At 34.0% G+C, this 21,731-nt stretch carries 19 protein-coding genes and 2 pseudogenes; 9 read left to right on the top strand and 12 right to left on the bottom strand.

The features are described 5' to 3' along the window. The first annotated feature begins 13 nt into the window (after window positions 1-13). Entirely contained in the window at window positions 14-250 is a 237-nt protein-coding gene (gene infA, locus ABWU65_RS07465; RefSeq protein WP_007302820.1) for a translation initiation factor IF-1, read from the top strand. Further along, the gene (locus ABWU65_RS07460; RefSeq protein ID WP_353280583.1) at window positions 247-837 is read left to right on the top strand and encodes a Maf family nucleotide pyrophosphatase; all 591 of its coding nucleotides are present in this window, start codon (window positions 247-249) and stop codon (window positions 835-837) included. The genes infA and ABWU65_RS07460 overlap by 4 nt, the downstream gene beginning before the upstream one ends. Here the strand turns inward: ABWU65_RS07460 and ABWU65_RS07455 are convergent. Then, window positions 824-3,037: a hypothetical protein gene (locus ABWU65_RS07455; protein ID WP_353280581.1), complete on the bottom strand. Its 2,214-nt coding sequence runs from the start codon at window positions 3,035-3,037 to the stop codon at window positions 824-826. The two genes, ABWU65_RS07460 and ABWU65_RS07455, sit on opposite strands and share 14 nt — an antisense overlap. A gap of 355 nt (window positions 3,038-3,392) precedes the next feature. Here ABWU65_RS07455 and ABWU65_RS07450 point away from each other — a divergent pair, with 355 nt between their 5' ends. Next, a complete protein-coding gene (locus ABWU65_RS07450) occupies window positions 3,393-3,869 on the top strand; it encodes a transposase (protein WP_019236989.1) in 477 nt (158 codons plus the stop codon). A gap of 107 nt (window positions 3,870-3,976) precedes the next feature. Next, complete coding sequence (locus ABWU65_RS07445) at window positions 3,977-4,333, top strand: transposase (protein WP_007301972.1); 357 nt, start codon at window positions 3,977-3,979, stop codon at window positions 4,331-4,333. 166 nt (window positions 4,334-4,499) lie between these two features. Here the strand turns inward: ABWU65_RS07445 and ABWU65_RS07440 are convergent, their stop codons facing one another. Continuing rightward, on the bottom strand, window positions 4,500-5,837 hold the full coding sequence (locus ABWU65_RS07440) for an alanine/glycine:cation symporter family protein (protein WP_052264771.1): 1,338 nt from the start codon (window positions 5,835-5,837) through the stop codon (window positions 4,500-4,502). 638 nt (window positions 5,838-6,475) lie between these two features. Here ABWU65_RS07440 and ABWU65_RS07435 point away from each other — a divergent pair. Further along, entirely contained in the window at window positions 6,476-7,366 is an 891-nt protein-coding gene (locus tag ABWU65_RS07435; protein WP_007302816.1) for a hypothetical protein, read from the top strand. A gap of 144 nt (window positions 7,367-7,510) precedes the next feature. Here the strand turns inward: ABWU65_RS07435 and ABWU65_RS07430 are convergent, their stop codons facing one another. From ABWU65_RS07430 to ABWU65_RS07410, 5 genes are all read right to left on the bottom strand, one after another. Beyond that, window positions 7,511-7,777, bottom strand: a complete 267-nt coding sequence (locus ABWU65_RS07430; RefSeq protein ID WP_353280645.1) for a hypothetical protein — start codon at window positions 7,775-7,777, stop codon at window positions 7,511-7,513. Between the two features lie 137 nt (window positions 7,778-7,914). Next, window positions 7,915-8,862 (bottom strand): hypothetical protein, encoded by a 948-nt coding sequence (locus tag ABWU65_RS07425; RefSeq protein WP_214303391.1) that lies wholly within the window; start codon window positions 8,860-8,862, stop codon window positions 7,915-7,917. A gap of 127 nt (window positions 8,863-8,989) precedes the next feature. Continuing rightward, window positions 8,990-9,493 (bottom strand): protein-disulfide reductase DsbD domain-containing protein, encoded by a 504-nt coding sequence (locus ABWU65_RS07420; protein ID WP_019236345.1) that lies wholly within the window; start codon window positions 9,491-9,493, stop codon window positions 8,990-8,992. Between the two features lie 287 nt (window positions 9,494-9,780). Continuing rightward, window positions 9,781-11,439 (bottom strand): chaperonin GroEL, encoded by a 1,659-nt coding sequence (gene groL / locus ABWU65_RS07415; RefSeq protein ID WP_007302814.1) that lies wholly within the window; start codon window positions 11,437-11,439, stop codon window positions 9,781-9,783. A gap of 89 nt (window positions 11,440-11,528) precedes the next feature. After that, complete coding sequence (locus ABWU65_RS07410; RefSeq protein ID WP_007302813.1) at window positions 11,529-11,819, bottom strand: co-chaperone GroES; 291 nt, start codon at window positions 11,817-11,819, stop codon at window positions 11,529-11,531. Between the two features lie 112 nt (window positions 11,820-11,931). Between ABWU65_RS07410 and ABWU65_RS07405 the strand changes: the two genes are divergently transcribed. Next, window positions 11,932-12,729, top strand: a complete 798-nt coding sequence (locus tag ABWU65_RS07405) for a YgfZ/GcvT domain-containing protein (protein ID WP_006012580.1) — start codon at window positions 11,932-11,934, stop codon at window positions 12,727-12,729. Between the two features lie 403 nt (window positions 12,730-13,132). Then, entirely contained in the window at window positions 13,133-13,669 is a 537-nt protein-coding gene (locus ABWU65_RS07400) for a hypothetical protein (protein WP_353280578.1), read from the top strand. Window positions 13,670-14,432: 763 nt separating this feature from the next. Here ABWU65_RS07400 and ABWU65_RS07395 read toward each other — a convergent pair. Continuing rightward, window positions 14,433-15,098, bottom strand: a pseudogene (locus ABWU65_RS07395) (IS6 family transposase). 75 nt (window positions 15,099-15,173) lie between these two features. Further along, window positions 15,174-16,163 (bottom strand): ribonucleotide-diphosphate reductase subunit beta, encoded by a 990-nt coding sequence (locus ABWU65_RS07390; RefSeq protein ID WP_019236348.1) that lies wholly within the window; start codon window positions 16,161-16,163, stop codon window positions 15,174-15,176. A 129-nt stretch (window positions 16,164-16,292) separates the two neighbouring features. Here ABWU65_RS07390 and ABWU65_RS07385 point away from each other — a divergent pair, with 129 nt between their 5' ends. After that, entirely contained in the window at window positions 16,293-16,631 is a 339-nt protein-coding gene (locus ABWU65_RS07385) for an outer membrane protein assembly factor BamE (RefSeq protein ID WP_007302809.1), read from the top strand. Window positions 16,632-16,661: 30 nt separating this feature from the next. Here ABWU65_RS07385 and ABWU65_RS07380 read toward each other — a convergent pair. Further along, a pseudogene (locus ABWU65_RS07380) lies at window positions 16,662-17,057 on the bottom strand (hypothetical protein); the annotation flags it as partial. A gap of 313 nt (window positions 17,058-17,370) precedes the next feature. On the opposite strand from ABWU65_RS07380, the gene ABWU65_RS07375 reads away from it, so the two are divergent. Then, window positions 17,371-18,921: a WH2 domain-containing protein gene (locus ABWU65_RS07375; RefSeq protein ID WP_353280576.1), complete on the top strand. Its 1,551-nt coding sequence runs from the start codon at window positions 17,371-17,373 to the stop codon at window positions 18,919-18,921. A 193-nt stretch (window positions 18,922-19,114) separates the two neighbouring features. Here the strand turns inward: ABWU65_RS07375 and metG are convergent, their stop codons facing one another. Both metG and ABWU65_RS07365 read right to left on the bottom strand, forming a co-directional pair. Continuing rightward, complete coding sequence (metG, locus tag ABWU65_RS07370; protein WP_012481739.1) at window positions 19,115-20,644, bottom strand: methionine--tRNA ligase; 1,530 nt, start codon at window positions 20,642-20,644, stop codon at window positions 19,115-19,117. 126 nt (window positions 20,645-20,770) lie between these two features. After that, on the bottom strand, window positions 20,771-21,685 hold the full coding sequence (locus ABWU65_RS07365; RefSeq protein ID WP_007302731.1) for a hypothetical protein: 915 nt from the start codon (window positions 21,683-21,685) through the stop codon (window positions 20,771-20,773). Window positions 21,686-21,731 lie beyond the last annotated feature (46 nt).

Below are 21,731 nucleotides of genomic sequence, written 5' to 3'. Positions count from 1 at the left end.
TTATAATACGACAATGATAAAAGAAGACAAATCAAAAACAATTTTTGAAGTGGAAGGGGCAGTAACTGCTTTACTACCTGCAGCAGAATTTAGAGTGAAGCTGGACAATGAACATGAGATTATCTGTCATGTATCAGGAAGAGTGAGAAGAAGTAAAATACGTATTATTATAGGCGATAGAGTGTTAGTTGAGATGAGTATTTATGATAGGAATGCAAGAAAGGGTAGGATAATAAAAAGGCTAAAGTGATAGAACAATCTCTAGATAATCTTATTCTTGCTTCATCATCAGAAAGGCGAGTAGCCTTACTCAAACAAATAAATATTAAGCCAGGTTTGGTTTTGCCAGCAGATATAGATGAATCGCCTTTGAAGAAAGAACTGCCAAAAGATTACTCAATCCGTATGGCAAAAAGTAAAGCCGAGAAAATACAAAGTGCAAATCCAAATTACTTTGTGCTTGGTGTGGATACAGTTGTTGCTTGTGGTAGAAGGATATTGTTCAAAGCTGAAAACGTTGAACAAGCAGAAAAATGCGTTCGCTTGTTATCAGGAAGAAGGCATAGAGTATACACCAGTGTGTGTTTATTAATTCCTGATCAATCTAAACAGCATATTAGGACTGTAGTTACAATAGTGAAATTTAAGCGTCTCAGCGAACAAGAAATTAAATATTATTTAGCATCAGAAGAGTGGAAAAACAGGGCAGGGGGATGCAACATACAAGGCCTTGCGGGAATGTTTGTATTATTTTTACGTGGTTCTTACTCTTCTGTAATAGGGTTACCATTACATGAAACCAATTGCTTGCTAAGTAATTACTTTAACCTATACTAATACCACTGTCCTTTTTTTGTTTTTCTTCAGCAATAAGTTTAGCCCAGATTCTATTTCTATTTGCTAATGCAATTCTATTGCGATCAGGACTATCATTGCATTCTGTTAAAGTATCTTTTCTTTCCTCTTCTACTATTCCAGCTTTCAGTTGTGCTGCATCTTTTTCTAGCAATTTATATAGTTCGCTATTTTTGTCTATAGTCAGATTAGTATTATCATTTTCTTGTTCTGCTACTTTTCTTTCTAATAACTTACGTACAGGGTCATATTTTTTACCTTCTTTTACTTCTTTCAACATACTTTCTGAGAATAAATCTTTAGTAGCCTGGTCTCTCAATCCTTTATTCAATTTTTCCAATGTATCTTTTGGTTCAATGGTTTCTAATTTCCTCTCTAATTGTTCAGGATTTACCTGAAAATTATCGTGGCTAGTGTAAGTTGGAGATGAGTAACCTGAGTCGTTTATTTCTTCCTCCGCTGCATTGTCTTTTAGCAATCCAGCTGCTAATAAATGTTCTTTTGTTTGTTCACTCATTTTCTTTTGATTTACTGGTTTTAGCGGGAATTTCTGAGTTTCTTTATCCAACCTACTGGTAAATTCCGTAAGTAGGGTATAATCTCTTTGTTCAACATTCATTAGGCTCGCTTTTAACTGTCCAGAATTTACTCGAGATTGTTCATGATTAGAGTGAGTTGGAGATGAATAGCCCGAATCGTTTGTTTTTATATCTGTTGAGCTGTATTCTAGCGATTCATTTTCTTGTTCGGTTTCTTTTTGTTCATCGTTTCCTCTTTCTTCGTTTTCCTTAGTGCTAAGATAATCTTTTTCTTGTTTATAATCTGATTGAGGTTTTGAAAGCGTTATATACTCATCTTCGTTATCGCTCCAACCATCTTCGAAGTCAGAAAATTCTTCACCATACTTACTTGCACTACGTAATAACTCATTTTTTGCTTTCCATGCAAGAATCGAAGCTACATCATTTAGTGATTGCTTATTTCCAGTATTGCTTGATTCTTTAGCGTTTTCATACTTAAATGCACCTTTAACTTTTTTGAATGCAACGTCTTGTGCTGCTGCAGTGCTTTCATTAGTTGTAGGATCAAAAATTGCACCTTTTTGCCGATTATTAGATATTTGCTCACTTTCATCTGATCTTCGGCTTCCAGATGCAGTATATCCAAACGTAGTAAATGTAGACTGCCTATCGTTTTGATTTTGGCTTACAGATTTGGTGAAAGCAGTACTGTTTGAATGATCAGAATATGGAGAATTGTAGTTATTTCCACTATTAATCCGTATTGGCTGATACTCACCTTTTTGCTGATTATTAGGTAATGAACTAGTTCTAGTTGGCAGTGACGGTGGAATCTTTTTAGCAGATGCGTTATTAGAATGTGTAGTGCTAGTCGTTGCATGCTTAAACTTAACTTCTTGATCTTGAGTAGCTTGAACGCCAACACCTTTACTAATATCATTTTCTATGAAAGTTTCAGATGATTGTTGATTCTCTTGTTCTTGTCCTTTCTCCTTGAATTGTATTTGATATAGGAATAAGCCACCTATTTTTACATCTGTGTTTGCTTTTAATTGTTCCTCAGTAACACCATTACGTTCAGTGAGATCTACACCATCTTTATCAATCTTGATTTTGATAGTACATTTTTTGCCATTTTTGTCATGCCAATTCAAAGTCATTTCATATGAACCATCGGTTACAACATAATGCCTTATTCTTTTCTCTCCTTCTTCGGCAACAAAACCGTGCATTCCGCTCTTTCCATCACTATGCAGCGTTGAAAATCCCGAAATTCCTTTCTTCTGACAAAAGTCACTATTTAAAAACTCGCTGATTTTAAACTCTTTTTTGTCATCTCCCAGTGTAATACTTGCGTGATCGCCATATATTGAAACTCCTGCGATATCATCAACATACTCTTTTAACCTTGCTTTAACTTCACTTTCAAGCTTTTGTTCGGCTTTCTTTATCTTGTTCTGCTCTGGAAGAATAACTTCATAAGCTTTATTTTTGTCTTCATCTGTCTCCAAATTCCAGACGGAGTGCTTTATTAGAAACTTTACTGCATTAAAACCAACTCTGGAATTATAAATTGGGTCGTCTTCCTTTTTTATTTCATCGAATAAAGTAAAAAATCCTCGAATGAATTCATGATATTGTTGTGTGCTTTGAGTATTCATATTTTCCCTCACTAATAACCCTCTGCCTTTTAGCCTTAGCTAGTACAATTATTACGGGAATTGATTTAGTTTTTATTAAAGAAGTTGTATTGCTAACGTGATGACATGAGCTATTTTATGTTCACATCAAGCAATTTAAGTTGTCATTCCAGTCTGGAATCTAGATTTTTCTAGACTTGATCCTATAGTCAAATTCATAACTACAAACGTTATAATATAAGAGTAATTTTCACCAAAAAGTATGTCATTCCAGCGCGTGACACTGGAATGGCTTTGTTGCACCACTCAAGGAAAGAACAGGCAGTTACTGATGGAATTTGTTATAAAATAGATATTTAGCCGACAAAGGAAAAATATGCCAATAAGAATGAAAGTCAGTAACTGCAATGAATATAACAAATTTCTTCAAGAAAGGGGAAATGTTTTTCATTATATCAACGATGCCATTGAAAATTGGTACGAAAATAGTCCAAAAGTAGCAGGTGGCAACAATGTCTACAGCGACAAAGTAGTGATTCTAATTCACATAATAACCTATCTATTCAGGATTGGTCTTAGGCAAACAGTGGGATTTATAGAGAAATATCTTGAGCAAATAGGGAAAATTTTGCAAATTATCAGCTATTCGCAGGCTTCAAGAAGGTTTAAAAAGCTTAATATCAAAATCAACGACTGCAGAGTTGATAAGAACGATATGGAAGATATTGAAATTGCTATAGATAGTACAGGTATCAGCATCTACAATAATATTCCAGGCCATAGTAAGGCAAATGGTACAGATAGAAAGTATCGCCGCTATGAGCAAACAAGATGTAATGCTAGAGATAGGTAGTAAAAAAGTTATAGCTGCAAAATACAGTAGTGGAGTTTATTCCGACCACTATGGAGCCTGTGATCTTATTGAAAGAGTGGATACCAAGTATAACATAAGCACGATATATGCAGATAGATCGAAAGAAGTTATACAAACTGTGCGATGAGCTTGACATAAAGACAAGGATTCCTCCGCAAAATAATGCAGTAGAGCATCCAAAGTTGGATTATATGAATGAGAGAAATTCTACAATCAAGCTCATAAAGTCATATGATGAAGATGGTATGAAGAGGTGGAAAAAAGAGATAAATTATTGGAAGAGATCTTATATAGAAAGTTTTTTCTCGCGACTGAAGCAAATATTTGGATTTAGTTTTAGGAATAAATCTGAGATTAATCGTGAGAAGGAACTGCTACTCAAGTGTTATTTGCTTAACAAATTTACTGAAATAGGCATGGCTAAGTTTGATATAGCTTCATGAATTTATTATACATTACCCACTATCCGAAGAGCTGTGCAACAAAGCCCACTGGGATCCAGTCGCACTCAGTTAGTGAGCATAAAAGTATTATGTTAAAACATAAAATTTTTGATGAAGTTCATGAAAGGCTGGATTCCAGACTGGGATGACAACTTAAAATATTGCTTTAGCTCTGTTTTTGCAACTTCAGGTATTTGCTACTCATAGTAAATACTTCTGGATCTTGAGAAGTGAGCTTGAGTATAGCAAGTATGTTTATGAGTAGCAAAGCAGCAATTGAAATATCAGCGATATCCCAGAGTAACTTAACTCCACCGATTGCACCAAATGGAATGATTAAGGTAAAAACTACAGTCCAGATTTTAGTGTATTTATTATCCATAGATACATAGCGTATTGTTTGTTTTGAACAAAAAAACCAAGTAAAGATAGTAGTAAAGGCAAAACAAAACATTATAGCCATAATTAAATAGTCAGTATAGGGCCAATTCATAGCTTTTCTAAAAGCAAAAATGCACATGTTAGTGCTCTCTAAATCAGTAATCCAAGAATCTGTGACAAGCAGTACCATTGCTGTAATGAACACTATGAGTGCAACTATAAAAGGAGATATTATTGTGATTAGACTCTGTTCAATGATAAATTTATTGTTATTTTTTTTAGGAGTAATCGAGGAGTGTACAATTCCTTCGAGGCCAAGTCCTATATCTGTTGCAAAAATACCTCGCAGAGTTCCTACTTGAATAATAGTCAACATTTCTAAAATTAAACCTAAAGATAAGCCAGAGTTAAAGCTACTAGTTGTAAAAAAATTGCTTGTTATTAGTTTTAGAGAAGGAAGAATATTTTCACTAAACTTAAATAATATGATACCGCAAAGTGTGAGGTAACTTACCGTCATTATCGGTATCATAGCCGATATAAAAATTTTAATTTTTTTTAAGCTGAGAGCTGCAACAACAAAAAATATTATGGCCATTACAATGCCGCCAATGACTACAGGTATATCTACCATGCTGAGTGGTATTGATAGAGAATTTACCTGAACAAGGTTACCAACTGTTATTGAAACCATCATCATAATAACTAGAAACACAACTGTAGCTTTTCTAGAATTAAATGCATCAGTCATGTAGGCTACAGGTCCACCTATAAACCGTCCATTTTTTTCTTTTCTGGTTTTTATACTTAGGTAACAAGTAACATATTTTATCACAGAAGTAACAACAATAATTATTGCCATCCATAAAATGGATCCTGGTCCTCCGGTTTTTAGAGCAACAGCAGTGCCTGAAACGTTTCCTACTCCTAAATTTCCTCCTAAGATTGTAAACAGGGCGGCTATAGAAGAAAATTTATTTTCTCCTCTTTTAGCTCCAATAAGTGAAACGGCATACGGTAGTCTAAACACCTGTAACCATTTTAGTTTAACCGATAGGTAAACACCAGCAACTAGTATGAGTAGTATTGTTGGCAGTAAGAAAACAAACTTTACTGTATCCATCTGTAAAAGAGAGATTTTTACTTGAGTATATAGCAAAAGTTGAAAATACCCAACCTATTTTCTATGTATGACTTCGGTTTCATTATTCTAGCACCTCTTAATCTTGTCATACCAATCACAACTGATTGTAATATGGTACAATGTTCATACAATGTCATTCCAGTGCTTAACACTGGAATATTGTGTTTTTACATAAGGTTAGCTGCTTTTATACTTATCAACTTAGTGTCTAATCTGGATGCCAGAGGGCTTTGTTGCATAGCAGGAGAAAAACTAGCGATTACTGACAAAATTCATTATAAAATAGCCATTTAACCGCTTAAGGATAAATATATCATAAAAAATGAGAGTCAGTAACCAAGGTAAATATAACAAATTTTTCCAAGAAATAGGAATATTTTCATTTAGGCAAGGTGTTGATAAGAAGTTTAAGCTACAAGAGCATTAAATATAGTGATGAAGCACGAGAATATCTAAATCACACATATTGAGAAGCAACCTTCAACAAGTGTAGATGGAGCACAAGCACAATCTTTAGCAGGTGAAAAGAAACAACTATAGTTTTCGTTATTGTTTAGTGTTGACCTAGAAGGTCAATACTGATATATACCTCTATATAGCTAATGTGTGGAGGTAATATGGTGGTAGATAATCCAAAAGCAGTTAATAATCAGGATTATTTTGATAAAAGTAATCGTTTTTATTTGCGCCTAAAAGATAATTTTTTTCAAAATGTGAATCCAGGTAGTAAAGTGACTATCGATTCTGAAGAGAAGAACGAAGAAGTTAGTATTGATGATGATGAAAAGTGGTTTAAACACTTTTCTACTGTACTTTCCAATGAAGAAGGACAGGAAAAGTATAGATATGAGGTTAATGGCAGGTATGAATATAAACATGCCAATAAGTACGATAGCAAAAATGTCGTAGGTGCAATTGCTCAGAAAATTGCAAAAGATGTAAAGGAAAGTATAAAAGATAATACTTTAGAATATATAGGAATTAAAGAAAGTAGAAAGAAAGGTAAGATTAAGCCTGCACTCAGAATTATGCTTGGCGATCCTACAAAATCAATAAATGTGGTTGATGTTTTAAATAGTGATATATGCAGAAAATATGGTGTAGATGGAATTACATTATTGCTGCCTAGTAAAAGCAAATGTGAAACAAGGGGAATACGCTGCAGAGTTGATGAGAATGGAACAAGAATTTATGAAGTAGCTAACGGCTCATATTATATGACTTTAAATTGGTATGCTGAAGGAGAAGAGTGTGAAATGAAAATTATCATTAGTGATAATGGTGCTGTAGAGTTTATTGAAAGCAATGGTGTCACTTGGGAGCAATTAGCTGCAAATAAAGAAGTAAAAGTAGGAAGACAATATGAAGCGAAGCCTTTATATGAAGCATTGTCATATTTAAAGCGAGAAGGCTCTGAAGTAATAAAAGGATTTTATCCTTCAACAAGTGTGGAAAGCATACAAATCACTACAGGAGTTAATAAGCAAGCAGCTCTTTCAAAGTTATAATTTTCGTTATTGATTGAAATGAAGCCTTTTGGGGACCAAAAGGCTTCATGATCGAAATTTTTGGAAAGATCTTTATTGGAAAATTCAGGGACAGGAATAACATTTTTAAGCTATCGTATAACTATCACTTGCTCGCTGGGAGCTCTATTTTTCATACCACTCATTTATGAGTTTATTGATATCGGAATCCATAAAATCCTTTAGTGGTTGACTGGTTTTTATCTCGGCATTTTTAGGGATACACCTATCTTTACATATTGCGTACTTTATATGAAAGTTAATATCAACGTATTCCTGATTTGGAATGATATTAGTTTTAAAGGGAAATAACACCATATCTTCATATATGTTACTAACAAATGTAACTTCCCCAACTTTATCTTCATGTTCCTTGGGAGTAGACCAATGAATATCTATATTGTATGTTTATAGCTGAAAGGAAAGAGAGTAGGTATCAAACCTTATAAAAAAGTTAAAATACCTAAGCTTATTTTTGTATCATGAAAATTGTAGCAATAAACCTTTTCTTGAGCGTACATTCAAGAAAATTATAGCACATAATCACTACTGTAGTTATAGCTAGGGAGCTCTTCGTTATCAGTAGTTATCTCATCACTCTTTTGAATTACGCTCTCACTTTTACTAGGAGAACCTAAACATCTCATATTACCAGTGTCAGGAATTATCAACTTTACTTCTTTGTCGGAAGTCCATAAAACTTTATCTTTTAATTCAATTAATTCAGTGGGTTTCTTAGTGAGGTTCTTATAAATTGCACAGTTGTTTTTAGGATCATCTTTAAGCTTACCGTCAAAAGTTAAGAAGTGCTCTAAGTGAAGATAGGGTATTTTAGTATTGTTGCCATCTTTATCTATTATCATATTACTCTTATCAACAATTATTAAAGGTGATACCAATTTTGCAACTATAGTTTTACCTGCACATTCTTTTAGCTCTTCTACGCTACGATCTAATACTAGATTAGGACACGTTGTATTCCAGAAGAAATTTTTGTTATGAAGTGCATTTTTATTAAAATCTTTACTGTGATAACATGCACTTTTATTGTTATTATCAGCAGAGAGCTCATTGTAAGGATAACCCTTACCGCTAGTATTCGTTTTACCTTTTCCACTACACCATATACCGCTAGGTAAAAAGTTTGTATAATCTATTGCATTTCCACACTTTGCATCTTCCTTACATTCAAATGTTATAGCAAAATTTGCTGCATAGTATTCCTTAACAGGGTTTGGGTTAGTATAATGCATGATGTTTTCATTGTGTATTAATTCAGGAAAAAATTCCTCCAATAGGTCCTTTATAAACCAACCAGGTTGACAAATGTGCTTAGTAAGAGTAGAATAATTTGCACGTTTTACGCAGTTGTGCATATCATCTGAAGCGTGTGCTGTAGTAATAATCACACCTTCTATTCCTTCTTCTTTTTTTTGATTAGCAGTTTCATTTATTATGTGTTTACATTGATGAGTCATGATTGTATATCAAAAAATTAATATTACTATATTAACATAATATAGTAAATAATTAATGACTTTAATTGCACATAAGGCTTTTAAAGCTCTTTCTCAACTATAGTTGTTAAGCTCTTGCTTTTTAACCTTACTTCTTGTACCACTCATTTATGAGTTTATTGATATCAGAATCTATAAAATCCTTTAGTGGTTGACTGGTTTTTATCTCGGCATTTTTAGGGATACACCTATCTTTACATATTGCGTACTTTATATGAAAGTTAATATCAACGTATTCCTGATTTGGAATGATATTAGTTTTAAAGGGAAATAACACCATATCTTCATATATGTTACTAACAAATGTAACTTCCCCAACTTTATCTTCATGTTCCTTGGGAGTAGACCAATGAATATCTATATTTGATATGTTACCCTGACAGTCAAAGGAAGTAGGAAGGCCGAAATCTCCAGGGTCTTTGTAATATATATGCCAACCTGGTTTTATTGTAACCTTTATTGCGCCTTCAATGGTAAGGTTTGCTTTATTTATCTTACCAATGAGCAGATCAAATTTTGCAACTTCTTCTTCAGCGCACAATTGAGTGCAAGAAAAAAGTAAAAGTAGGATTGAGTATATACGTATTTTCATAAATACTCTATTTATGAAGAAAATAATTTAAGTTCTATCTATTATAATAAAAATATTATATAAATCATTTATTAATATAATATTATACTAATAGTAATATACTAGCAATTATAACTTTCATATATTATTTTTTTATTTTTAAGCAGTTATAATATTAAAGAGACGTAACAAATATAAATAGTAGTGGCTTTGCATAGAAAATCACAAATTTATTTCCTTTATAAATGTAAGACTTTTTAGAACTAGAAAGATACCTTGGAGCAAGTTGCTCCAAGGCTCTTGTTTACTTAGAATCCACCCATTCCGCCCATTGCTCCTGCACCCATAGGTGATGAAGCATTTTCTTCTTTGTTTGGTAGATCAACTATCATAGATTCAGTAGTAATAAGTGCGCTTGCTACAGACACTGCCGTTTCAAAAGCAATACGAACTACTTTTGCCGGATCAATTACACCAGCTGTTGATGCATTAGCGTAGTTCATAGCCTCAACGTTGTATATAAGCTCTTTATCATTCTGCTTAATCAAATAGTCAATTATAACAGCAGATTCAAGACCAGCATTTTTAACCAATCTTTTGATTGGAGCACTGAGAACTTTTTTGACAATGTTGATACCTATTTGCTCTTCATCGCTTGAAGCTTTTAGCTTATCAAGAGCAGATGCAGCGTAAAGAAGTGCAACTCCTCCACCTGGAACTATCCCTTCTTCAATTGCAGCTCTTGTTGCATGAAGTGCATCTTCTACTCTATCTCTACGTTCTTTTACCTCTACTTCAGTTGCTCCACCAACTTTGAGTACAGCAACGCCGCCTGATAATTTTGCTAAACGCTCTCTTAGCTTTTCTTTGTCATAATCAGAGGTTGAAGTTTCAATCTGAGATTTAATCTGGTTAATTCTAGCATTTACTCTGTTTTGTTTGTCACAGTCGCTGTCTTCACTAACAATTGTGGTATTGTCTTTAGTGATTTTAACATTTTTAGCAGTACCAAGATCTTCAAGAGTCAAATCTTCCATCTTGATTCCAAGCTCATCTTTTATGACATACTTAGCACCTGTTAAAGCTGCTATATCTTCGAGCATCTCCTTTCTCCTATCACCAAAACCTGGAGCTTTTACTGCAGCAACTTTTAGACCACGTAATTTGTTGATCACTAAAGTGCTTAATGCTTCACCTTCAACATCTTCTGCAATGATAAACAAAGGTTTACCAGACTTAAAAATAGCCTCAAGAATAGGAAGTAAAGGTTGAATAATATTAAGTTTTTTTTCTGTAATCAGCAAATATGGATCATCAAGCTCCACGCTCATCTTTTCATTATTTGTAACAAAGTATGGAGAGAGATAACCACGGTCAAACTGCATACCAGTTGTAAGTTCAACTTCTAATTCTTTTGAACCCTTACTCTCTTCAACAGTGATGACGCCTTCTTTTCCAACCTTTTTAACAGCATCAGCAATGCTATTACCAATATCTTTATCACCATTTGCAGAAATTATTGCAACTTGTGCAACTTCATCCATTTTCTCTAAAGAAATTGTGCGAGACATTGATGTAATTTCCTTTAATATCACATCTTTTGCCTTCTGTATTCCATTTTTGATACAAATACGATCATTTCCAGCTGCAATTGACTTTGAAGCTTCCATTATCATATTGCTAGTCAGTATTGAGCATGTTGTGGTACCATCACCAACTTTGTCATTACACTGAGAAGCACTTTGAGCAATGGTGCTTACTATCGCAGAGTGTAATGGTTTTTCAGGCTTTATACCTTTCATTACCTTATAGCCATCCTTTGTGACCTCTGGTCCACCATATGGCTTGCTAATTCCTATTGTATTTCCCCTAGGCCCTGCAGTTGCTCCCACCGTTGAGTCAACCATTGCTGCAACTTCACGAAAGGCTTCTTGCAACTGTTCGCCTGATACTACTATGTTAGCCATTTTTATCACTCCTTAAATTAATAAAAAATTTAGAATATTAAAATACATAATGCACTATATAGCGCATTAGTTTAGTAAAATAGGGATACCTACTTGATAACAGCAAGTAGGTCTGACTCCTTCATCACGACATACTTTTCATTGTCATGCTCTACTTCTGTGCCAGCCCACTGCCTGTAGAAAACCTTATCACCAGTTTTTACAGTTAAAGCTATACGCTCTCCGCTTGAGTTGCGTGAACCACTACCAATTGCTATAACTTCACCTTTAGTAGGCTTCTTTTCAGCACTTGATGGTAGTACAATTCCACCTTGTTTTTCTTCAGTAATAGGCTTTATTAGCACGTTATCATCTAATACATTCAAATTTACACTTGACATTTATGTTTCCTCATTAATAGATTAACCTACAATTCTATGTAGTCATCTAAAGGTTACATTTCAAGGGTTGGAGTTAGTAAAAGTGTATAATTAAGATTTGAACAGAAGTTTTATGGGTTACATACCGCTAGCAAACCGTAGTCTAATATCTTTATACGGACCAGATACGAGAGATTTTCTTCAGGGTGTTATAACAAATGATATTAATAAACTAAGTAGCCAGCAGGCAATTTACTCTTTATTACTCAACCCTCAGGGAAAATATCTGTACGATTTTTTCCTCATTGAGCATGATAAATATATTTATTTGGAGTGTGAAAATGCCCATCTACAGCAAATAATTGAAAAATTAGACTTGCTCAAAACTTACCTTAGAGTGAGGATTAAAGACATTAGTTCACTATATAAGGTTGGAGTTTTGTTTGATGCTAAGTTGGCGAAGTGTAGTAGTAAGTCACAAGTTATTTTTCAAGATCCAAGGCACAAGCTGCTAGGAATGAGGATCATACATGAAGATGAAATAAAAGAACCGGTTGGAGATTTTATTCAGTATGAAAAAGTTAGAATTAAAAACCTTGTCCCAGATGGAGCAAAAGATATGGTGCAAAATTCATCATTTCCGCTGCAATATTTAATCGATAAGATAAATGGTATAAGCTTTAATAAAGGGTGCTATATAGGTCAGGAAGTTGTAAATCGAATGAGCAGACAAGAAAAATTCAGAAGGAAACTTTACCTTGTTGAGGGAAAAAATGCACTTCCAAATATTGGCACTAAAGTAATCAGTGAACATAATGAAGAAGTAGGAGAACTACGCTCTAGTGTCGACAATATTGGACTTGCATTGCTTAATACTGGAAAAAGCCACGCAAATTTATATGTCGGTGGAGTTAGCATTAAGACGTTATAAAATATCTATTCGAGTAAAAGCCCCTTTTTCTTGTTTAAGTGTTTGCAATACTAGTTAAATTCTTGACTTTATTATTTAAATATATCATAATTAAAGTATATTATTATTTTTAATAGGAGAGTTTGATATACCATTAACAGCAAAACAGAAAGTATCATTTCAACAATTATATGAAAGATTTAGAGATAATAGAGATATTGGTGAACTTTTAGGAACAGTATCAAAAGAAGATTTTCTTACTATTTTTAGTGAAACTAATGAAAAAACTCAGGAGTCAATAATTGGAACTTATGAAGCAACTCGTGTAGACTATCTTAAAGCAGTTTTGAAGCGTGCGAAAGAACTAGTTTTGCTTAAAGAAGTTGTAAGAGCAAAGATTTTATCTTCTAACAATCAAGGTAAGATGGAATCTATTTCACTGATTGAATATATTACAGATCCTAGTCGCCAATATCCATCAAAAGTTTTAAATAATGTTCTAGAAGCTTTGAAAGAAGAATTTTTAGATTCTTTAAAAAAAGGTGAGCTTGAAGAAATTAAAGGTGCTATAGAGAGAGAATTGATAAATGAAAAATGTGTACAGCAAAAAGAAAATCTTAAGAAATTGATAACCTCAATTAGAGACCTTATTGAAAATAGAGTGAAAGCTGAAAGCAGTACGGATAAAATAAATCCAAATGTTGAAAATAAGCTATTTAGCCCAACTAGTAAAGCAATTGTTGCTGGTGCTATTTGCAGTGTTATAGCTGGATTAGCAGTTGGTGGTGGACTTTTTGCTGCTGGTGCTTCATTACCAATATTGGCTTTAATTGGCATAGCTGTAGCTGCTGCTGTACTCACTGGACTTGTTGCTGGTGGTATTACATATAAAATATCAAAGCCTAGTGGGAATGTAGATAATGTTGATCTACTATCAGAAGAAATTTATGCAAGTCTATAGGCGTGTAACAGTGTAGTTAAGTAAAAAAAGGAAGAAGCTTCTTCCTTTTCTCCAAATTTTTTGAAGTATCTATTAACAGGATTTTAGATACCTTGTTTTACGATATGTATAACCATAAACTCGCACAAAAGCCCCTTTTTCCTGTTTAAGTTATCCACAGAATTGTTAATAACTAAGTTGATAACCTAGTAGAGTACATAACTTTACATTTCTGAGTACTTTGGAGATCTATAATAAATATGATCTCCAAATACTAATATATAATTGAGAATAAAAAAACTGTGGATAACTCTGAAAAGTTATATTTATTTTAATATTTAAAAAAAAAAAGAAACAACCATTAAGGGAGCTAAGCTAATACAATCATATAAAAGATTACATATTTGGTTATAGTTTTAATATTTTTCTAACAAAAGCCAATAAGGGGGTAGTCTTGGAAAATTTTTCCTAAAAGATAAAATTTTTAAGTGCTTTTGAAGTGATACTTTAGGTATTTTTAAAGTAATACTTTTAAAGTATCAATTGAACATTTTTGAGCATTAATCTGGAGGTTCAACAGGCACTTTTTTATGCTGTTTGAGAAGAGCAAAAATTGCATTTTCTCTTGCTGAAAGCTTGTGTTTCTTATATTTTCCATAATACACATTATGTAATTTTTAATACTAACAAAAACATTTCCCAAATTTTTACACAGCAACCTATCTGGTTCTGTTGCATCTATAAACCATAGAAAAGAAGATCATTAAAGCTGGGATTATAGGAGTTATAGAGCCATTAACATAGCAAAATTCTCAAAAGTAGAAACATTGTCATTAGCTCCGATAATTTGTTTTTTCTGAATCATGCGAATATTTTCTATACCTGTAATAGTAATCTTTGCGGAATGAAAATTTTTAAAACTAAGCATAGGCTTTATTCGCTTCTTGATAAACCTCTCAACAATATTATTTAGATATTTTATTTGAAGAACTGTGATTCTATAATCTTCAGAAATTTCTGCATTCAAATCATCAAGAGCAGCAGTATTACTGCCGCTTTTATCAATGACAATTTTCTCAGGAAGATAGTTACTCCTGAAGGCTTTACGAAAGAATGCAAGTGCTGCAGACTTGTCTCTACTAACACACAAGAGGAAGTCTACAGTATTACCAATAGTGCTCTATATAAATAAACCCATTTACCGTTTAATTTAATGTAGGTCTCTCCAACTACTACCAACCTGCTTCTTTCTTTTCCTTACTGCCTAATCTATCAGTGGTGATAACCCACTTTGTAACGTAGCATGGTCAATTTTTGCTCCCCTTATACTCATAATTTCTTCCAAATCTCGATAGCTCAAAGAGAATCGACATTTCATGTATACAGATAACATCGCTGAAAAGCTAAATCCTTTGAAGGATGGCAATAATTTTTGATTGATACGAAACATCTTTGCTTTATTTTTAGACAATTATATCATTCTTTTTTCTACTTCCCTACAAATGCGACAGAACCGAAGTTACTGCTATTCACTTTTTGTATCGTTTTTAGCAAAAGCTTCCTCCCAAGTGCCTTGAGTTGCTGCACGGCTATACTCTGTTACTCTATTTTCAAAGAAATTTGTATGTTCCACGCCATTTAGTATTTCATCAAGCCACGGAATAGGGTTATCTTTAACATTATATATAGATTTAAGACCTAATTGCGTTAACCTTCTGTTTGCTATGTAACGTATATAATTGCGCACTTCCTCTGCAGATAGCCCTTCAACATCTCCTAAATCAAAAGCAAGACTTATAAATTCATCTTCAAGTTCAACAATAGTGTGACATGCAGAATATAATTCTTCTTTGAACTCGTCATTCCAAATTTCATTATTCTCTTTAATAAACGTATTGAACAAATTGATAATTGAATTGGTGTGCAAGGTTTCGTCACGTGCTGACCAAGCAATTATTTGCCCCATACCTTTCATTTTTCCAAACCGTTGAAAATTGAGCAAGATTGCAAATGATGCAAATAACTGCAATCCTTCAGTGAAGGCACCAAATACTGCTAAAGTTTTAGCAACATGTTTTTTATCTTGCTTTTTACTTTCCTCAAATTCTAACATATATTCATACTTCTTTCTCATAGCGTCATATTTTAAGAATGCTTGATATTCACTTTCTGGCATGCCAATCGTATCTAGAAGGTATGAATAGGCTGCAATGTGTATAGTCTCCATATTGGAAAAGCTTGCAAGCATCATACATATTTCTGTTGGCTTAAATATATTTGAATAATGCCTCATATAGCAATTATTTACTTCAATATCTGCTTGAGTAAAAAACCTAAAAATCTGGGTCAATAAATTTTTCTCTACATTCGAAAGTTTAGTTTTCCAATCTTTCACATCATCAGCAAGCGGAACTTCTTCAGGTATCCAGTGTATCCTTTGTTGCTGCAACCATGCATCATATGCCCAAGGATAATTAAAAGGCTTGTATATTGGATCTGCTTCTAGCAATGACATAAGGTACCTAATTATTTTGAAGTAAATATTATATTAAATGATATTGAGAATCAGTCAATTTAACTTTTTTGAAATTTGACGACAGATAGTTTATCAGTGTATTATGATTTCAAATAATTAATTGACGAAATGCGAGTATTAATATCTTTTATTTTATTATTTACAGTGAGCTGCACTCACACTATTCACAATCACGGAGTTCCTGGCATTAATATTGAACTGTGGAGCAAAATACAAGTAGGTGATGATAGAGAAAAAGTGGTTCATACTTTAGGATCGCCAACACTAGTATCAAAGTTCGACGAAAATGTTTGGTACTATGTCTCATATAAAATTAAACAAGCTAACTTCTTAGGAAAAAGGAAGTACAGTAGTAAGTCTCTGCAAATTTCGTTTAATCAGAATGACGAAGTTACAGATATAAGAGAAATCAACGTTGCAGAAAGGTCTTTAGCTGTTGTTGATTGAAAATTTGCTGATCTATTTTTCATCACAAGTATCAGCACTTTGAGCTATTTCATTGTTAGAGTGGGGATAATCATCCGGATGATGCCCCTCATCACCGTAGTCCATACCCATTCCTTCTGATGGCATATCTTCTCCACCTCCACCTGAAAAATATTCAGCAAGACTTTCAAGAAATTTTATGCCAAACATATTACCTGATTTCCCAAATAACGTTACTAGACTGCTACCACTTACCAAACCTTCAAACACATTATTATAAGCAGCAATTGCTCCTTCATGAAAGTTGAACATCCACTTCATTCCATCCACAATTGTTGCAACAGAGTCACTATGACCAAGACCGAAACCACTTTTCTCACTAGCGGCTTCCTGGTGTTGCTGCTGTGCCTGCCATTCTGCAATATTTGGACCTTGTGCTTCACTCATAAACTTTTATTCTAAGCCTTAAGCTATTATTTTACCAAAAACACTGTAAAATATCAATTGTTTAAGAGAGGTTATCTAAAAATAGCTAACACTAAGCTATTTTTATGATTCTGAATACCAAAACATCGATAATGTGCTGTAGTAACAAAGTGATGACTTGAGGTTTAAAACAGCTTCTATTTCTTCTTAGAAGACTGCTCCTCTCTCTTTTCTTTTTATTATATATTATCTTAGTATTAACTTACTCATAAATTATTGACAAGTACTAATAATTTAATTATCATTAATATAATATTAATAATAAGGAAGAAAAATGCTTACTAATGATTTATCTAATAGTAACACACCATCATCAGCTCCGCCACCACCCCCACCTCCACCACCTGCAAATTGGGAAAAAAATCGGAAGCCAGCGAAAAATAACGATAAAGATGGAAAATCTCCTAGTGTTACTGCAGAAAAAAGCAGCAGTGGCAATAAGCCAAGAAGAGATCAATCTAAGAGTCCTGTTCAACAATCATCTCTTAATTTTGCAGAAAATCCACTATTTAAGAAAAAACAAGAAGAACATAATGTAAATAGCGAAACTGCAGATGAAGGAAGCAAGAATAGTATTCATGTTAAGAATCCAGAAATAGCGCTCAATCATAAAGAAGAAGATAATGCGAGTGACAAAACTAAAAATGATAGAAGCAATACTAAACAGGTTATGCCGAAAAAACCTATGACTGAACAACATAATGGTGTACACTCTGATAGTGAAAATCAAAAGTCATCTGTAGCAGAACAAAAAAAGGCAACTGGCTTAAAATATTCAATTGCTATTTTATTATTATGTACATCCAGTACTGTAGCTGGAGTATACACGTGTTTCATCATTTTAGAGGTATTAAGTAGTGCTGCAGTGCCAGTGTCTTCTGCAGTTATTGCTTTTGTTTCTGCATTGGTTATGTTGAGCTTAGCTGCATATCTTATCAATTCACACCTTTCTGCAATAAACAGCGAGAAAGGAGTTGATCCTGGTAGAAAACAATCACAAGATTTACAGAAAGCAAAAGGACTTGAACACAGCAATACTCATACATCATCACTTTCAGTAACGCTTGGAACATCCAGTGCACCGCCACCACCACCTCCTCCATTGCCACAAAATGCTGCACCACTACCACCTCCTCCTACAGCTTCCAAGTATACGGAGAAACCTAAGAATTGTGCACCAAAAAATGCTAATGAATCTGAGCATGATCGTTCTGCTCTGTTTGCGCAGATAAGAGAAGGTGTTATTTTGAAGCCAGTTCCAAAGGATGGTTTAAAAATACCTCAAAAACAAGAGGAGGAAAGTGTTGCTGAAAAGCAAGAGAGCGACGTACAATCGCGAAACAAAGAAGTACATCAAATAAGGAAAGTTGAAAATCAAAAAACTGACAAAGAGCAAAACAATAGTGAGAGTATTCAACAAGGAAATTATATGAATGAGGGTTTGAAAAGCAAAGTTCTAAAGCAAAGAAATAAAAGTGGTTTTCAAGATGAAGAGCTAGATTCCTTAGACAAACAAGATGATTCTCTTTGTAGTTTGGAAGAATCACTTATAGAACCAAATAACACGTCCAATAAAGAGCTAAAGAAACCCGTACAACCGCTAAACTTATCAATAGTATTAAAGAATATAATGTCCAGTGAAAATCCATTACTAAATAGCCCTAGTAATAATTTATTGAGCAATAGTAGTAATGTATCTGATGATGAAGAGTGGGATACATCCCAAGATTCTATGTCTTTTCAGTGTGATAATATAAAACAAGAGAAAATGAAGAATAGGGATAATTATCCATATTCAGCTTCTTCATTCAACAAAACCAGGTGAGGTAGAAGATTCATCAAATCCTCCTGTAGCCGAGATCATAAAGCAGCTTGATCAAAACAAAAATAAAGTCATTTCTTCCAAAGTAGACAACGGTATAAACACATCAAAACAGCAAGGTACCTTTGTTAGATTCTGTTGAACTAAGCAAATTAACTACACAACGACCAATTCAGCCTGGTTTACTAAGGGTTCTTTAAATATCAAACCTCAAAAAAATCGGCGTAGGTTTAGGCAGTGTAATGCCTAAGCTTACACATGCGTTGCACAGAGATTTTAAATCACGTTGTTCTTTTGGAATTTGCAACTGATCGAGTATCATTTTTGCTGACTTTGGAACAATTGGCTGCAGCAAAATGCCAATCATTCTAATGTATTCAAGTAACTTGTAGATTACTAAATCCATGCGCTCTCTATCGGTTTTACTGAGTGTCCAGGGTGCACTTTTATCTATGTAAGCATTGGCCTTGGAAGAGATATTGATAATCAGGAGTATAATCTGGTTAAATTCATACTTTGATAGATGATCCATTACTTGATCAATTATGGCTTTGCAATTTGGTAAACTCTCATCATCTTTAAGCAAATTGCGGTCGACCACTGGTACAACTCCAAAGCATTGCTTGTGCAGAAATGAAATTGTTCTTTGCACTAAATTGCCTATATTGTTTGCCAGCTCTGAGTTTATGCGGCTGATCATGTTCTTCTTACTGAAATTACCATCTTGACCGAAACTTGCTTCCCGAAGGAGAAAATAGCGTAGTTGATCAACACCAAACTCTTCTGCAAGATTAATTGGATCTATAACGTTACCAAGGGATTTGGATATTTTTTCCCCCTCGTTTAGCCACCAACCATGAACTGCAATTTGCTTTGGCAGTGGTAAATCTGCTGCAAGAAGAATAGCTGGCCAGTATACAGCGTGAAAACGCAATATGTCTTTACCGATCACATGAACGTTGAAGGAGTTTGTCCAAAACTTCTTATATTCCTCATCTTCTATATTAGGAAAGCCTATTGATGTGAGATAGTTAGTGAGCGCATCTATCCAAACATAAATTACGTGCTTGTCATTCTCTGGTACTTTTATTCCCCAATTAAAACTAGTACGAGAAATCGAAAGGTCAGTAAGTCCTGATTTTACAAACGATACCACCTCGTTTTTTCTGCTCTCAGGAAAGATGAAATTCGGCTGATTTTCGTATAACTCTAGTAATTTATTTTGCCAACTTGATAAACGAAAAAAGTAGCTCTCTTCTTTTATCCACTGAACTTCAGCACCTGTTGGCGCTCTGCCATATATCAACTCTGATTCCTGATAAAACGCTTCATCACGAACTGAATACCAACCTGAGTAAGAATCCAGATATATTTGCCCTCTCTCTTCAAGCCTATTCCACAGAGCTATAACTGCTTTTTCATGACGTTCTTCTGTGGTGCGAATAAAATCATCATAATCAAAGTTCATTAGCTCAGCTAATTTTCTGAACGTAACACTTATTTCATCTGTAAATTCTTTTGGCTCTATTCCCTTTGTTTTAGCTGCTTTTTCAATTTTTTGTCCATGTTCATCTGTACCAGTAGTAAATTTGACGTTCTTTCCAGCTAATTTCATAAATCTAGCTGCAACATCACAGATAAGGGAAGTATATGCGTGGCCGATATGTGGCTTGTCGTTTACGTAATATATTGGCGTAGTGATGTAAAAGCTCTCAAATTGCTCCATTTTGTACTAGTTTAAAGCTTTATCGTATCTGCACTAGTAATAAAAATCAATACATATCCTACCAGACAAGCAATCTGAAAATCCATTATACCGCTGCGCGTTGCAGCGGTATCCTCGATTAGTAACTTATGGTTTAGCAGCACAACCTCCAAACTGTTGTGTCGCATTAGGATCACCAAATGCATACCCAGGTGTGCCATCATAAGAAGGAGCACTTGGAGCAGTATTAGGATCTTGAGGAGAGTAAGGAGGTGGTGGTTCAAGATTAGAAGAATCTCCCAAATCATATCCAGGTTCTGATTTATGATAGTTAATTACCGCTTCTTCAGCCTTCTTAATATTTTCTGACTCTTTCTTATGTTTCATATGAAAAGCCACACCACCAGCAAGACACACAAGAGAATTAATGCCAAGAATGACTAAACCCCAAACTGGTAAGACTGGGTTAATAGCGCAACCTATCAAAGCTGCTAAAGAAATTGCACCAACTGCAAATTCTATATTTTTGAACATTTTAAGTTGACTATCTAGATAATCTATTTTTTCTGACTTTCTAGCCGTTTTTTCGCTGCTGTTGTACCAAACACACATTAAAGCATGGAAAGCAACACACGCAACTACAGCTACTATCCCTAAAGCTAATAATTTCCTGCTGTCTTCTGAGTCTTTTTTCTTATCTTCTCTGCTTTGGTAGCTAACAGTATCAAAACCAGGGTTATTTATAACTGTAGTACGACCACCAAACAGGTTGCTAAGTAGTAAATAATCCCAAAAATCTAAACCTCTATTATCGTTTATATGTACGTGCGTGACTTGAGGGCCTGTAGTTTGTTGCCTATTGCTTCTATCATATTCTGTACTGTGCTGATCATTAGTTGGATTACTGCGCTTAAATCCCTTATACGTATCTTCAAAAATTTTATCACTCCAGTTCTCAATATTTTGCATAGCACAAAAACATAAAAATTCTTGAACACCATTGTCACTGCCATTTTCTTTTATATAGGCAAGTGCATACCTTTTTAAAACACTATCACGCATAAAAATTCCCCCAGAATTAAGATTAAATTAATAAAGAATTATTATA

The sequence above is a fragment of the Wolbachia endosymbiont (group B) of Silvanus unidentatus genome (assembly GCF_964028615.1).
Lineage (GTDB): Bacteria > Pseudomonadota > Alphaproteobacteria > Rickettsiales > Anaplasmataceae > Wolbachia.
The sequence above is the reverse complement of the archived record's forward strand: the minus strand, read 5'-3'. Positions and strand labels throughout refer to the sequence as shown.